This is a genomic window from Flagellimonas sp. CMM7 (assembly GCF_021390195.1).
Classification (GTDB): Bacteria; Bacteroidota; Bacteroidia; order Flavobacteriales; family Flavobacteriaceae; genus Flagellimonas.
Map to the genome: position 1 here is coordinate 3,235,452 of NZ_CP090003.1, position 14,663 is coordinate 3,250,114.

The 14,663-nt window shown below is 37.2% G+C and carries 11 protein-coding genes; 4 read left to right on the forward strand and 7 right to left on the reverse strand.

Annotated features, from left to right (window positions below; genetic code table 11):
• Position 1: 1 nt before the first annotated feature.
• Positions 2-1,240: a diaminopimelate decarboxylase gene (lysA, locus tag LV704_RS14570; protein WP_163423008.1), complete on the reverse strand. Its 1,239-nt coding sequence runs from the start codon at positions 1,238-1,240 to the stop codon at positions 2-4.
• Positions 1,241-1,402: 162 nt separating this feature from the next.
• Between lysA and LV704_RS14575 the strand changes: the two genes are divergently transcribed.
• The 4 genes from LV704_RS14575 (at position 1,403) to LV704_RS14590 (ending at position 4,620) form a co-directional block, all read left to right on the forward strand.
• Positions 1,403-2,044 (forward strand): LON peptidase substrate-binding domain-containing protein, encoded by a 642-nt coding sequence (locus tag LV704_RS14575; protein WP_233782054.1) that lies wholly within the window; start codon positions 1,403-1,405, stop codon positions 2,042-2,044.
• Positions 2,045-2,188: 144 nt separating this feature from the next.
• A complete protein-coding gene (gene sucC, locus LV704_RS14580) occupies positions 2,189-3,382 on the forward strand; it encodes an ADP-forming succinate--CoA ligase subunit beta (RefSeq protein WP_163423009.1) in 1,194 nt (397 codons plus the stop codon).
• A 294-nt stretch (positions 3,383-3,676) separates the two neighbouring features.
• Positions 3,677-4,078: a TerB family tellurite resistance protein gene (locus tag LV704_RS14585; RefSeq protein ID WP_163423010.1), complete on the forward strand. Its 402-nt coding sequence runs from the start codon at positions 3,677-3,679 to the stop codon at positions 4,076-4,078.
• Between the two features lie 116 nt (positions 4,079-4,194).
• Positions 4,195-4,620 (forward strand): Hsp20/alpha crystallin family protein, encoded by a 426-nt coding sequence (locus LV704_RS14590; protein ID WP_163423011.1) that lies wholly within the window; start codon positions 4,195-4,197, stop codon positions 4,618-4,620.
• 134 nt (positions 4,621-4,754) lie between these two features.
• Here LV704_RS14590 and LV704_RS14595 read toward each other — a convergent pair whose 3' ends face one another.
• The 6 genes from LV704_RS14595 to LV704_RS14620 are packed head-to-tail and all read right to left on the reverse strand — an operon-like array spanning position 4,755 to position 14,596.
• Entirely contained in the window at positions 4,755-6,290 is a 1,536-nt protein-coding gene (locus LV704_RS14595) for a M20/M25/M40 family metallo-hydrolase (protein ID WP_163423012.1), read from the reverse strand.
• Entirely contained in the window at positions 6,287-8,272 is a 1,986-nt protein-coding gene (gene uvrB / locus LV704_RS14600) for an excinuclease ABC subunit UvrB (RefSeq protein ID WP_163423013.1), read from the reverse strand. The genes LV704_RS14595 and uvrB overlap by 4 nt, the downstream gene beginning before the upstream one ends.
• Before the next feature lie 43 nt (positions 8,273-8,315).
• Positions 8,316-10,061: a T9SS type B sorting domain-containing protein gene (locus tag LV704_RS14605; RefSeq protein WP_163423014.1), complete on the reverse strand. Its 1,746-nt coding sequence runs from the start codon at positions 10,059-10,061 to the stop codon at positions 8,316-8,318.
• 48 nt (positions 10,062-10,109) lie between these two features.
• Positions 10,110-12,824 carry a T9SS type B sorting domain-containing protein gene (locus tag LV704_RS14610; protein ID WP_163423015.1) on the reverse strand — a complete coding sequence of 905 codons (2,715 nt, stop codon included), beginning with the start codon at positions 12,822-12,824 and terminating at the stop codon, positions 10,110-10,112.
• A 29-nt stretch (positions 12,825-12,853) separates the two neighbouring features.
• Positions 12,854-13,687 carry an ABC transporter permease gene (locus LV704_RS14615; RefSeq protein ID WP_163423016.1) on the reverse strand — a complete coding sequence of 278 codons (834 nt, stop codon included), beginning with the start codon at positions 13,685-13,687 and terminating at the stop codon, positions 12,854-12,856.
• Between the two features lie 12 nt (positions 13,688-13,699).
• Positions 13,700-14,596: an ABC transporter ATP-binding protein gene (locus tag LV704_RS14620; RefSeq protein WP_163423017.1), complete on the reverse strand. Its 897-nt coding sequence runs from the start codon at positions 14,594-14,596 to the stop codon at positions 13,700-13,702.
• Positions 14,597-14,663: the final 67 nt, after the last annotated feature.

The window sequence follows — 14,663 nt, forward strand, 5'->3', positions numbered from 1 at the left end:
GCTACTTTGTAGCTATTTTTTCTGGAGACTCAAACAGTTCTTTTACATCCACTTGATTTCTAAGGATGTCATGAAAAGTCTCGCGCTTTCTTATTAAATGGGCCTTTCCATTATGCCAAAGTACTTCAGCAGGTCTAAATCTGGAGTTATAATTGCTGGCCATGGAAAAACAATAGGCACCTGCGTTCTTGAAACATAAGATATCACCTTCAGAGATTTCGCTAATCCTTCGGTTACTACCAAATGTATCCGTTTCACATATATAGCCAACAACGGAGTAATAACGTTCTCTTCCTTTTGGGTTGGAAATATTACTTATTTCATGTGATGCTCCATACAGCATAGGCCTAATGAGATGATTGAATCCTGAATCGACACTGGCAAAAACAGTGGAGGTTGTTTGTTTTACTACATTGACCTTGGCTAAAAAATGACCCGCCTCACTCACTAAAAACTTTCCTGGTTCAAAAGCCAATGTAAGTTCTTTTCCATACTCTTTACAGAATTCATTGAATCTGGTTGTTAATTTCCTTCCCAATTCTTCAATATTGGTTTCAATATCTCCGGCTTTATAGGGAACTTTAAAACCACTTCCGAAGTCTATGAAATCCAAATCTTTGAAATTTTTGGCTGTTTCAAACAAGATTTCAGATGCATAAAGAAAGACATCAATATCTAAAATATCACTTCCAGTATGCATATGAATACCATTGATGTTCATTTGAGTTAAATCTACAATGCGCAATAAATGCGGAATCTGATGGATACTTATGCCAAATTTTGAATCTATATGGCCTACAGAGATATTGGAATTACCGCCAGCCATTACATGCGGGTTAATTCGAATACAGACTGGAACATCTGGATGTTTGCTGCCAAACTGTTCTAAAACTGATAGATTGTCGATGTTAATTTGCACACCAAGAGCTGAAGCTTCTTCAATCTCTTCCAAAGAAACTCCGTTAGGTGTATAGATAATAGATTCTGGCTTAAAGCCCGCCGTAAGTCCTAGTTTTACTTCTTGAATGGAAACGGTATCCAAGCCGCTACCCAAATGGTCCATCAACCGAAGGATTGATATATTGGAAAGTGCTTTGGCCGCATAGTTTAGACGCAGGTTGCTAACACCTTTAAAGGCATTGGTCAAACGTTTAAACTGTGAAGAAATCTTTTCAGCATCGTATACATATAGTGGTGCATCAAATTGCTTGGCAATTTTCAATAGACTTAAGGAATTCATAAACTATTAATCTTTTGAACAAATCTAAACGTTGCGATTTAGTTCTACAAGAATATCATCCTAAATAATATAGATATAACAATTTGTTTTAAAAATAACAAGTGATAATTAATTATCACTTGTTCCTTTAAACTTGGCATTGTACATTTATCACAAATTACAATGATGAGATTACCCCTATTACCATTGCAATCTGTTTTCTTTCCAGGAGAAACCGTACCACTGCATATTTTTGAAGAACGCTACAAGCAATTGATTAATGATTGCAGGCAGGAGGCCATAACATTTGGTATCCCTGTTTTTATAAATAACACCCTTGTTTATGGTACCGAGGTGCAATTGGTTGAAGTGGTAACAACCTATGAAAGCGGAGAAATGGATGTGGTTTGTGTGGCGCGACAAGTTTTTAAAATTCTATCTTTTGAGAATCAATTGGAAGGAAAGCTTTATGCAGGAGGAGATGTTGAATTTTTGGATGTTGAAAATGATGCGAACGAAGGATTGAGGAAAGAAGTGCTGCTTCAGGTTGAAAAATTATACGACCTAATGGATGTGCCTTTCACTAAAATCTCTCCTAAGCAGTTTAATAGTTATTCTCTTGCCCATAAAATGGGACTTTCTTTTGAACAGGAATATGAACTTCTTCAGATTTCAAATGAGACAGACCGATTGTTGTTTATCAAAAGCCATTTAAAAGCTACTGCAACAGTGCTGAGTGAGGTTAACCGTACAAAAGGAATTATTGAAATGAATGGACATTTTAAAAATTTTGACCCTTTGGATTTTAAAAATTTCACTGTTTAATTTATTGCCTTCTTAAGCACTATTTAGAGGTGCTTTTTTCAATTACCTCATCAAAACGAAACTCATTTCTAATTATTCTTTCTTCACCTTCTATTTGTCAATGTCGTTTTCTATTTTTGTCTGCAAATAAAAGTTAGTTCACAGATGAATCTTCACGAATATCAAGGGAAAGAAATTTTAGCAAGTTTTGGAGTTAGAATCCAACGCGGATTAGTTGCTCGCAATGCTAAAGAAGCAGTTGATGCTGCCAAACGACTTACACAGGAAACAGGAACAGGATGGCATGTAATAAAAGCACAGGTCCATGCAGGTGGTCGAGGTAAAGGTGGCGGGGTAAAACTGGCCAAAAACTTGAAAGAAGTAGAAGAGATAGCAGGAAACATAATAGGAATGAATCTAATCACTCCTCAGACTTCTGCAGAAGGTAAAAAAGTACATCAAGTACTTATAGCTGAGGATGTTTATTACCCTGGTGATAGTGAGACCAATGAATTTTACATGTCAGTCTTATTAAATAGGGCTACTGGTAGAAACATGGTCATGTATTCTACAGAAGGAGGAATGGATATTGAGGAAGTTGCGGAAAAGACTCCACATCTGATTTTCACTGAAGAGATTGACCCTGCAACAGGATTAATGCCTTTCCAAGCCCGTAAAATTGCTTTTAATCTGGGATTATCAGGTACGGCTTTCAAAGAAATGACAAAGTTTGTTTCCTCACTTTATAGGGCATATGTTGAAAGTGACTCAAGTATGTTTGAAATAAACCCGGTTTTAAAGACATCAGATGATAAAATAATGGCTGTGGATGCAAAGGTGTCTATAGATGATAATGCGTTGTACAGAAGAAAGAACTATGCTGAAATGCGTGACCTACGCGAAGAAAACGCTATTGAGGTTGAAGCCCGGGAAGTAGGATTGAACTATGTTGATTTGGATGGTAATGTAGGATGTATGGTGAATGGGGCCGGACTTGCTATGGCGACAATGGATTTGATAAAAATGGCAGGCGGTGAACCAGCTAACTTTTTGGATGTTGGAGGTACCGCAGATGCAAAAAGAGTAGAGGAGGCCTTCCGTATCATTTTAAAAGACCCTAATGTAAAGGCAATCCTTATCAATATTTTTGGTGGTATTGTGCGTTGTGACCGTGTAGCGCAGGGTGTTGTAGATGCCTATAAAAATATGGGAGATGCTATTAAAGTGCCAATCATAGTAAGGTTACAAGGTACGAATGCGGAATTGGCCAAAGAAATTATAGACAACTCTGGATTGGCTGTACATTCAGCGGTTCAGTTTCAAGAAGCGGCTGATAAGGTCAAAGAAGTATTGGGATAACTTTTCTATCTTGAAAAACTTAGGGGCAACGTTTTGTTAACGTTGCCCTTTTTTGTTTTCCATCAATTTCTACAGATATGTTTCATTGCAAATACAGGTTGCATTATGAAGAATCGAAATTAAATACTATGGTGAAGGGTGGAATTTACACGGTCTCGTTAAGAGTACATTGCGTAATTCCTTATGATTATTTGAGTTAACTGGTTTCACCCCTAAGGAATTCAAGCTCTTTTAGGCACTAAAGTGGGTTGTTTTGGAGTTATCTTATATGAACCAAGCCTCAAAACCAGCGTAATGGGTACTCAAAAAGAAAAATTAAGCATTCTTTCAGAAATGATTGCTTTTGCTAGGGTGGATTATTCACTTAAAGAGTCGGAGTATGATTTTTTGCTTGGGGTGGCTTCAAATTTAGGTGTTGAAAAAGAAACATTTGATGCGCTTTTAAAGGAGAAATCTCCCAAAGTAGTTCTAAAGTCACAGGCAGAGCGCATTGTTCAGTTTAATAGGTTGTTGCTTTTAATGAATATAGATCAAGAGCAACATGAAAAAGAAATACACACACTACATAATATTGGTCTTGCCATGGGGCTTCCCCCATCTGCAATTGGGCAAGTTTTAGAGGTGATGCACAAATACCCAGATAAGGTTGTTCCGCCAGATGTGCTCATTAATATTTTTAAAGCGCACTACAACTAAAGACATTATGTCAGTATTATTTGTTAATAAAATGTCAAATTGACATGATATTTGTAATGGTATAGGATTTGACTATAGTTGGTTGATTTGAATGTTTAATATAAAAATGAATCAACATGAGTATAGTAAAAAGAAATAGCTTGTTTTTTCCATCATTAATGAATGATTTGGCAAGACCCGACTGGTTTGGAGGTATGGAAAACCTGAATACTAACTTACCTGCTGTCAACATAAAGAACAACACAGAAAATTTTGAATTAGAATTATCGGTTCCAGGCGGTAACAAAGATGATTTTAAAGTAGAAGTGGATAACGATGTTTTAACTATTTCAACAGAGGTGAAAACGGAGGATAAGGAAATCAAAGAAAATTATAGTAGAAAAGAATTTTCATTTTCTTCTTTTAAACGAGCTTTTACACTACCAGAAACAGTTGACGGTACTAAAATTGATGCCGCATACGAAAATGGAATTCTAAGGTTGACTTTACCTAAAAAAGAAGAAGCTTTACCAAGACCTAAACGATTGATTACAATCGGGTAAGTCTAAGAAAATATTAAAAGAGCACCTAACTAGGTGTTTCATGATGATTGGTTTGGTTGGTTAGTTTGGAAGCGCGTTCCTGCACATTTTGTGCTGGGAGCGCGCTTTCTTTTTGTTTTAATAAAAGATAAAGCTTACGGCATGGGTTGGTTTAGAACAGCTATGCAGGACATAATGCCTTCTAAAAAATTCCCTATCCTCAAATTCTCATTTGGTGCATGAATACTATTATCAGGATTGGGTATTCGTAAGGCTACGGCCGGCACACCAAGCGTATTTATAAATGGGCCAATGGGTTGTGATCCTCCAGTGGTTCTCATATTGATGTAGTTATCATCAAATAAATGATTCATTGCTCGATTTAGCATTTTACCAAGAGAAGAATCAAAGGAGGTACGAAAAGGACTGGAACCTAGACGATAATTAAAGGAAGCCAATTTTTTGTGCTTGGCTCGTTCTTCATCTGTTGGAATGGAGTCTACAATATGAAATCCATGATCTATGATGTAAGACTTTAGTGATTCCATTAATCTTTTCCCATCAGACTCAGGAACCAACCGCATATCAATTTCCGTAATAACTTCGGATGGAATGAGCGTGCGTACTTCTTGACCGACCCATGCGGCCTTTAATCCTCGAACGTTTAATGAAGGGTATTGAAGCGATTCCTGATAAGTCTCTCCCACCATATCTGGCTGAGAAATTCCAAGAGAGGTTTTAATGACTTCCATGTCCTCTGGAACTTGATTCAGTTTTTCCTTTTCAATGGCACTTAATTCAATACCATCATAAAACCCAGGGATCATAACTTTTCCTTCCTCATTTTTTAAGGATCCCAATAGACGGGCTGTCTCAAAAACTGGATTTGGGGCAAAGTTCCCGTATTGCCCACTGTGCAAGGATCTTTTGGCACCAAAAACCTTTAGTGTAGCTGTTGCAATTCCTCGTGCTCCATAGGTAAGGGTGGGTAAATTGGATAGATGTCGGGTACCGTCCATAATCAAAATGGCATCAGCTTTAAGAAGTGTGCTATAACTTTTAACCAGGCCTGGAAGGTCTGGTGATCCAAGTTCTTCCTGAAAATCCATAATTACCTTTATGTTGTATTCTGGTTTTTCACCTAATTTTTCCAAAACTCGTAATGCGGAGATAAATGCCATCGCGGGTCCTTTGGAATCTGATGCCGAGCGTGCAAAGATTCTCCAATCTTTATCAAGGTCTGCTCTGTTTTCAACAGTAGGAACAATCACCCAGTTATCATTAACTTTTTTCTTGATTACGGGTATATAAGGACTGGGTTGGTTCCATGCGGAAGTATCAACTGGCTGACCATCAATCTGTAGATAAAACAACATGGTCTTTGCCTTTTTTTTATATGTTTTTTCCGCAAAAAGCAGTGGAGCACCTGTTGTTTCTAATCTTTGGATATTAAACCCCAAATCAGAGAAAATAACCGTACATCTATCCAAGTTTTTCTCAATGTGTTCAGGAAAATTCCCATCATTGGGAATTAGTAAAAATTCGAATAAGTCTTTCACGGCATCTGGCAAGGCATCTTCAGCGGCACTTTCGATCTCCTTTTTGCTTAGACTTTGTGCTTGTGTGGCAAAAACAAGCAGGACATTGACTAAAACCAGCACGCAACGGTTGGGTAAAAGGCTTTTTATCATGATTCTTGTAATATTTTGATTTCGTCCCTTAGTTTGGCAGCTTCCATAAAGTTTAATTCCTTGGCCGCTTTTTCCATTTCTTTACGTTTTTCCCGTATCATTTTTTCCTTTTGATCTTGGGTAAGATATTCCAAATCTGGTTCAGCAGCACGTAATTCTTCCTTTTGGAAATGATATGTAGAAACAGAATTTTTCACCAACGCACTATCTAAATTTTTGTTTAATGCTTTGGGGACAATGTTGTTTTCAGTATTGTAAGCCATTTGTTTGTCTCTCCGGTAGTTGGTCTCGTCAATGGTTTTTTGCATACTGGCTGTTATGGTATCCGCATACATAATGGCTTTTCCATTTAAGTTACGCGCAGCACGACCAACAGTTTGTGTTAAAGAACGGTTGCTGCGTAAAAAACCTTCCTTGTCCGCATCCAAAATGGCCACTAATGATACTTCGGGTAGATCCAGTCCCTCTCTTAAAAGGTTTACCCCGATTAAAACATCAAAAATTCCTTTTCTTAGGTCTTGCATAATCTCAACACGTTCCAAAGTGTCCACATCACTGTGGATGTAGCGACACCTAACATCAATTCTTGTCAAGTATTTTGCCAATTCTTCAGCCATTCGTTTGGTCAATGTAGTCACCAAGGTACGTTCATCTTTGTCGACACGCTGTTGAATTTCTTCAACTAAATCATCAATTTGATTTTGGCTGGGCCGTACTTCAATAATCGGATCTAACAAGCCTGTGGGTCTTATTACCTGCTCTACATATACTCCCTGACTTAACTGCAGTTCATAATCTGCTGGTGTGGCACTCACATAGATTACTTGATTTTGCAGTGCTTCAAATTCTTCAAACTTTAAAGGTCTGTTATCCATTGCGGCGGGAAGACGGAAACCATATTCCACTAAATTTTCCTTTCTAGAACGGTCGCCTCCATACATAGCATGAACTTGTGGAAGAGTTACATGACTTTCGTCAATGATCATTAAAAAATCATCAGGAAAATAATCCAATAAGCAAAAAGGCCTAGTGCCAGGTTCTCTACCATCTAGATATCTTGAGTAGTTTTCAATCCCAGAGCAATACCCCAATTCCCTTATCATTTCTAAATCAAAATTGGTTCGTTCTTCCAAACGTTTCGCTTCAAGAGGTCTGCCTATTTCTTTGAAATAATCTATTTGCCTTACTAAATCCTCCTGAATTGAATGAATGGCATTCTGAAGAATATCAGGAGAAGTAACAAACATGTTAGCAGGGTATATATTCAGTGAATCATAAACCTCTATTACATTGTTGTTGAAAGGATCTAGAGCTTCAATTTCTTCAATTTCATCACCAAAAAAGTGAATTCTAAATGCATGATCGGCATAACCCGGAAATACATCCACTACATCTCCTTTGACTCTGAAATTTCCATTTCTAAAATCGGCAGTAGTCCTAGAATATAAACTTTGCACCAATTGCTTAAGAAATTTGGTTCTTGAGATTACCTGATCTTTATGGATAGAGATTACGTTCTTTTGAAATTCGACTGGATTTCCAATGCCATATAAACAAGATACCGATGCTACCACTAATACATCTCTTCGACCGGATAATAGTGAAGATGTAGCGCTTAATCTAAGTTTTTCGATGTCCTCGTTGATTGATAGATCTTTTTCTATATAGAGTCCACTTGTTGGAATATAGGCTTCAGGTTGATAGTAATCGTAGTAGGAAACAAAATACTCGATGGCATTGTTAGGGAAAAACTGTTTAAACTCCGAGTACAATTGTGCGGCCAAAGTTTTGTTATGTGCTAAAACAAGGGTTGGGCGTTGCGTTTCTTCCACGACATTGGCAACGGTAAATGTTTTTCCAGAACCGGTTACACCAAGTAATGTCTGATGGCTCTCTTTTTCAACAATACCATCTACTAATTGTTTTATGGCTTGGGGTTGGTCGCCAGTTGGGCTAAAATCTGATACTACCTGAAATTTCATTGTTTAAAATTACGAAGCAAAAAAGTACTTAGAAAGAAAAATGCTATCGTCTTAACGCAAAATGACCTTTAAATTCTCGATTGTCAACTCCTATTGCTCTATACCAATAGTCATTTGAAGGTAAAGGACGTCCATTGTACAAACCGTTCCATCCAATAGAGTCTGCCCCTATTCGAGAGAGTAACCTTCCAAATCTATCAAATATTGAAATTGATAAAATCTCAAAATCTTCAGCATTTGGAGGAGGTATAAATTGCCAAAAATCATTAAATCCATCGCCATTTGGTGTAAAGAATTTTGGAAAACCTTCAGAAATAAGATCTTGTTCTACATCTTGAGCAAGAATACAACCGTCCTCATTTTTATCCCTTACATACACTGTATTATTTCCTAGAGGAACATTGGTGAAAACATTACTGTCTTGATATGGGCCATTGATGTTGTTTAAAGCAAAATCGTACTCGCTACTGCCAGAAACATTTACCGTAAGCCTAAGATTATCTCCATCTCTTTCTACACCTATAGAGTTTATGTTAGGGCCAGGGATTACTTCAACGGTAAATACTTGCGAAGTGGTACAGGGAATGTTATTTCCATTTGGATCGGCAAAATTTGTAACATCCAGCCTATACAACCCCCCTTCAGATATTTTAACTTCTGATGTTTCTGATAGTAGTTCTATTTCTGTTCCCCTAGAAGTAACATTTGCCCATCTATATGTTTCCGAAATTACACTTGTTGATAAGGTTATGGGCTCTGAGTTTTCACATAAAGTAAAAGTCTCGGGAAAGTCAAGTTCAGGAGATAGGGTTACAAATTCTCCTGTTGAAGGATCAAGAAAAGGACCACAGCCCACCGCAGTGGAAAAACTTTCTTGTATACAACCAGTAGCTTCTACCAGTTCATTGAAGGGTACAATCGTCATAAACAGTAAAGCATTGGGCTCAAAGTCAATAACGAATGTTCTTGTAGATCTAAAGATTCTATCTTTTACAATTTCATCTCCAAAAGGCGTGGTGCCAATGGTTACCTTATACCCAGTGGCACCTGGCACTTCCTCCCATTCCAACAAAGGTGTCAAAGGTACGTTAGTGCCTCCATCAATAGGGGATGTCAATCTTGTGCAGTTTAAACTCTGGGCTATATCTGCAGTAAAAAAAGACTCCTCGATACAGTTTTGCGCTTCTCCGTTTTCATTTACCGGGGTAACCGAGACAAATATTTCAGTGTTAATAGGTAAATCTTGAGGCGGATTAAAGGTTAGCACGTTACCCACATTTGTCCTTGCAAAAATATCTGTTCCTCCAGATGTGGTGCCAATACTCAAAATATAGGACAAAGCGCCAGGAGAGTAGTTCCAATTGATATTTGAACGGAAGTTAATATCTGTGTCCCCACTTGCTGGACTGCGAATATTTGTACAATTAGGTGGAGTAATTACATCTTCGGTTCTAAACGAAATGCTTGGGCAAACGACATTTTGATTTTGATTGCTAAAGAAAAACAGTGTGATTGTAACAAAGATTTCGGTATCATCAGGTAGCCCAAATGGAGGGGTATAAGATGTATTTGTTCCCACTGCAGCTTCACTTACAATATCTCTACCTCCCGGGGTTGTTCCAATTGAAATGTTATAACTGGGAACACCTATGATTTCTTGCCAAGTTATTGTAGTTCCCACGGAAACATTATTAGCTCCTGCAACAGGATTCAATAACCTTGGGCATGTTTGGGAAACAACCAAAAGAGGGGCTAATAAGAGCCCTATGTACAGCAATTTTTTTAACATTTGATAAAAATCAAATACTTGTAACTAAATCATTTCTTTTTTCATAATCTAGCGCTTTAGGGCGAAATGCCCCTTAAACACTCTTCCATCTTCCAAGGCGACCTTAAACCAATAATCCGAGGCAGGTAATTCATTGTTGTTGAAAGTGCCATTCCAACCTTCTGTTTGTGGAGTTACTTGAGCCATGAGCATTCCAAACCTGTTGTAAATTGAAATGAGACTTTCTGCCTGAAATTGATCATCAATGCCTATTATTTGCCAAGAATCGTTAATGCCATCGCCATTTGGAGTAAAAAATTTAGGGTATCCAATTACTGAAATGAGGTCTTTGACAACGCCGCACCCATTTTTATCCCTTACATACACTGTGATGAATCCTGGCAATATATCTTCAAAAATTGGTGAGTCTTGATAGCTAACGGCATCTATGGAGTATTCATAATCTCCATCACCCGAAACCATTATTTCAATTAAATTGTCATCAGAAATATCTTCTACAAGTGTATTCTCAATAATTGCAATATTAGAAGGTAGCACATCAAAGTTCATCTCATTAAAACACTCAAAGATCCCATTATTGGTGGCGTAGCTGTACCCTACTTCCAAAATGTAATTACCAACGGAAGATATTTGTAAATCTTGTTGGTTTCCGACCTGTTGAGGAGATCCTCCTGTATTTTTGTACCAGCGATACAAGTCAAAACCATCTGGAGCTTGTATTGGCAGAGGGGGACCATCGGTACACCATATTACTTCACTATCAAAAGTAAAAGAAGGTGTGGGATTAACAATTAGATTAACAACATCAATATCTTCACATTCATTTGTATCTTCTATTCTAACAAAAATAGACGTAGAAGAAGTTTTATAATCTCCAGAAATAGGATTTTGCTCTAGACTAACGTCTTCCAAGGACGTATAAAATGCAATATCTTGATTGGGGTAATTTGTGTCTTGAAAACTATTCAAATCAAAAGTCCCTTCCAAAAATTGATCCTCCGGAACATCATCACAAGTGTAGTAAAATAGTTCATCATTTGGATCCAAAACAACGGATCGCACTTGAAGTTCCAAATCACCAAAATTCTCACATCCATTTTCATCTATAATTTTATATTGAATGGTCTGGTTAAATGGTGTGGAGTTAATGTAACCTATGGGATTGATTATAGGGTTATCTGAATTCAAATCAGCAACAGATTCGTAAAATGAAAAGGTATAAGCAGTATTGAATATTGCTTGTTCCAAGTTAAAAGACGTTAAACCATCTGTAGCGTTACTAGTGTCAACATCGCATTGTGTAAGAAAAATTGAAGGAGCTGTGGGCAATGGGTTTACAGAAATGAACCCCTCTCCAATTATTGGACATTCTCCAGGGTCACTTAATGTAATTTCCAAGCTATAACGTCCTGAATCAGTTGCACCTGCAGAATTTATGGTTAATACATTGGTCGAATTGCCAATTGGATTTCCATCCTTCTCCCATGCATAAACTGCACCAGGAATATTCTCAGCTTCAAGAGTGAATGGTTCTCCTTCGCAAATGGTGAGTGATGTTCCTCTTGAACCATCAGAGTTTTTAACTATTTCTATTCTATCAAAAAAGGATTGAATAAAAGGAGGGAGTCCTTGCGTTGCATTTCTTCCATTTAGATAAACGGCATTATGTCTGTAATTTGCGGCACTACCTTTTTCGTTTGGGTTTTCTATTACCCCTAGATATGGCGTTCCTATTAGATAGTTTTCGGCAATTGTTCTATATATTTTACCGTTTTGTGCAAGTTGCAGTGCACCTCTGTACATTGGTCTTCTATCAATTTCTTCTTCTGATGCGGAAATGTTTGGGGCTGTTAAGTCATATTGAACAAGTGATGAAGAGTGTCCTCCTACTTGACCGGCGGGTTCGTTATTAGAGGTATGGGCATATAAGAATCTTTGGTCTGGTGAAAACTCAATACCATAAGGAAATTTGTTTGGGGCTGATACAAGTATTCGATTCTGATTGGATAAAATTCCTGTGTTTACATCAAAATCATATAAATATAACCCTGAAGCTGAATTTGCACTTGCCAATGTCATAGCATCTGGAGAGAATTTTAAGTAACCTCTTGGATCAAGAACTTCTAGATTGCTAAACTTACTATTGACAGGTGTTGTATTAACTCCAGTTGATGTTACTTCAAAGGCATGATAGGTGTTGAATGGGCCTGTATCGGGATTTTCAAGTCCAAGTGCAACTACCCAAATGGATTTGTCCAAACAGTTTTTTAAAACAGCGGATATTTTTTCTGAGCAGAATTTTAAAAGATTGATATTTTTTTGTGTTACAGCACCATTTCCTGAATTAAGGGAAAGGTCAACAACCGAATAATTTAATCCGAAGTTGGGATCATTTTCAGCAGTAGAAGTATCAACGGTAAAGATGTACAGGATATTGGGGTCGCCTGGTTTTTGAACTATAATGGCAGATTGTGTGCTGGAAGGGTCTCCATAAAGCCCGGTTCCATTTTGCATAACGTTGTGGTTCCTATCAAAAACTCTAATACCATCCGTATAGAGCAAAAGATTACCAACAGCGTCTGAAATAGAGGCACAACCTTCAAACGTGCTTATTCTGCCATCGGTGAGCGGTACAACAGTTCCGTCGTTGTTAAACTTTATTCCAGCACCATTTCCAAAATACCAATTGGCCGTTTCACCTTGACCAAAAACAGAAAAGGAAAACAGGAATAAAAGAAGTAAAAAAATGTATTTATTTGACATTCAACGAATAAATAGTACCTGACAAGATACTATAAATCACGCTTTTTCAATAATGCATAGGATAAATAGATGAAAAGAGCTGTCCAAAAGATGACAATCAAAAACTCATACCAGTACGCATGATAATCAAATCTCATATTCTCTCCTATCTGTTCTCCTATATTTTGCACAGCGGAAAGTCTAGTAAAGGGTTCCTTTATAAGATTCATCATGGACTCAAGCGGAAAGAAATCCTTGACAAGTTTTGCATTTGGCCAACTCATAACTTTCCAGCCAAGTAATCCAAAAATCAGCTGTTCAAGAATTACCCATAATATTAAAAAACCTAATGCGAATGCAGACCTTTTTACAAAAATCCCTAGAAAAAGACAGAAAGAGAAGAATCCGACCAATTTCACAAAAAAGGCCAGTAGAAACTCTAAATCCGAAAAAATAATGGAAAACTCATTGTAGTCCGAGTATACAAGGCCTAAAATCATAGATACTGCAAAAACAAATACAGTTGAAATAAATGAAAAGGATATAACGGTAAGGAATTTCGAAAGGATAAACTCTTTTTTGGATAGACCATCAATTAGATTTTGCTTAATGGTCTTGTTGCTGTATTCATTTGCCATCATGGAGACAATTACTATGGCTAAGAATAGTTTGAAAATAGCAGTTACAAAGGTGTTAAAATGCCAGATATAGGGGAAATTAAAAATCCCTTGATCTGCCAGATGAAATTTTACGGGACCAATGTCAAACTTTATAGCAGCTATTAAAGCAATTGAGGTTAGAAGCAGGAAATAAGAAGTAATCAATATTTTACTTGCTCTATTGTTCCAAAGTTTTATGAATTCTATTTGTAGTAAGCGTACCATTCGTTTTTTTGATTAGTTGTTTTTGGTTAAGGCCAAAAATTGTTCTTCCAAGCTTTCTTTGCGTTTTACCAGATGTGAAAGAACTATGCCCTTATTGAATAACATTTTATTGAGTTCTTCTGCATTCATTTCTTCTTTTAGAAAAGCGGTAATGGTACCGTTTTCTCTGCTAATTTTTCCAAAACTTGCATTTTTCTCCAGTAAGCCCTCCAGTTTTTCCATGTCTACTGTTCTTAACTCAAAGAAACCATGACTGGCCAGCATACTATCTACAGGACCAGAATAAAGTTTTTCTCCTTTTCTAAGAATTACAACATGGGAACACACCTTTTCAACTTCATCCAATAAATGGGAGGCTAATAGGATGGTTGTCCCCTGACCTGCAATCTTTTTAATAATTTCTCTAATTTGATGTATACCTTGCGGGTCTAACCCATTGGTAGGTTCATCTAGAATTAGAATTTCAGGATCGTTCAATAGGGCAGAGGCAATAGCCAAACGTTGTTTCATCCCTAAAGAATAGGTTTTGAACTTACTGTCCTTTCTTTCCCAAAGACCAACAAGTTGCAATTTTTCCTCAATTTTGGTTTCTGGCACCTCTTTTATTTTGCAAACCAGTTTAAGGTTCTGTATTGCAGTCATATAAGGGTAAAAATTGGGTCGCTCTATAATGGCTCCAACCTTTTTTAAAGCTTCGTGTGTAGAGGTATTACCTTCAAACCAGCTAAAGTCACCAGAAGTTCTGTTTACAACATTTAGAATAATACCCAATGTGGTGGACTTGCCACTGCCGTTAGGTCCTAAAATGCCATAGACATTGCCTTTTTCTATAGTAAAAGTCAGGTCTTTCACGGCGGTGAGATAGCCGAATTTTTTTGTTAGATGATTTACGGTCAGTATTGTCTCCAAAGTGGGAATCGTTTTTTGATTTGTTTATAGTAACTTGACGAGGTATTATGGATTTTGTTACAAAATA

Excerpts from the sequence above, each read along its gene's own strand:
- LV704_RS14595 (WP_163423012.1), bottom strand. The coding sequence starts at position 6,290 with ATGATAAAAAGCCTTTTACCCAACCGTTGCGTGCTGGTTTTAGTCAAT.
- uvrB (WP_163423013.1), bottom strand. The coding sequence starts at position 8,272 with ATGAAATTTCAGGTAGTATCAGATTTTAGCCCAACTGGCGACCAACCC.
- lysA (WP_163423008.1), bottom strand. The coding sequence starts at position 1,240 with ATGAATTCCTTAAGTCTATTGAAAATTGCCAAGCAATTTGATGCACCA.
- LV704_RS14575 (WP_233782054.1), top strand. The coding sequence starts at position 1,403 with ATGATGAGATTACCCCTATTACCATTGCAATCTGTTTTCTTTCCAGGA.
- LV704_RS14605 (WP_163423014.1), bottom strand. The coding sequence starts at position 10,061 with ATGTTAAAAAAATTGCTGTACATAGGGCTCTTATTAGCCCCTCTTTTG.
- LV704_RS14615 (WP_163423016.1), bottom strand. The coding sequence starts at position 13,687 with ATGGTACGCTTACTACAAATAGAATTCATAAAACTTTGGAACAATAGA.
- sucC (WP_163423009.1), top strand. The coding sequence starts at position 2,189 with ATGAATCTTCACGAATATCAAGGGAAAGAAATTTTAGCAAGTTTTGGA.
- LV704_RS14590 (WP_163423011.1), top strand. The coding sequence starts at position 4,195 with ATGAGTATAGTAAAAAGAAATAGCTTGTTTTTTCCATCATTAATGAAT.
- LV704_RS14610 (WP_163423015.1), bottom strand. The coding sequence starts at position 12,824 with ATGTCAAATAAATACATTTTTTTACTTCTTTTATTCCTGTTTTCCTTT.
- LV704_RS14585 (WP_163423010.1), top strand. The coding sequence starts at position 3,677 with ATGGGTACTCAAAAAGAAAAATTAAGCATTCTTTCAGAAATGATTGCT.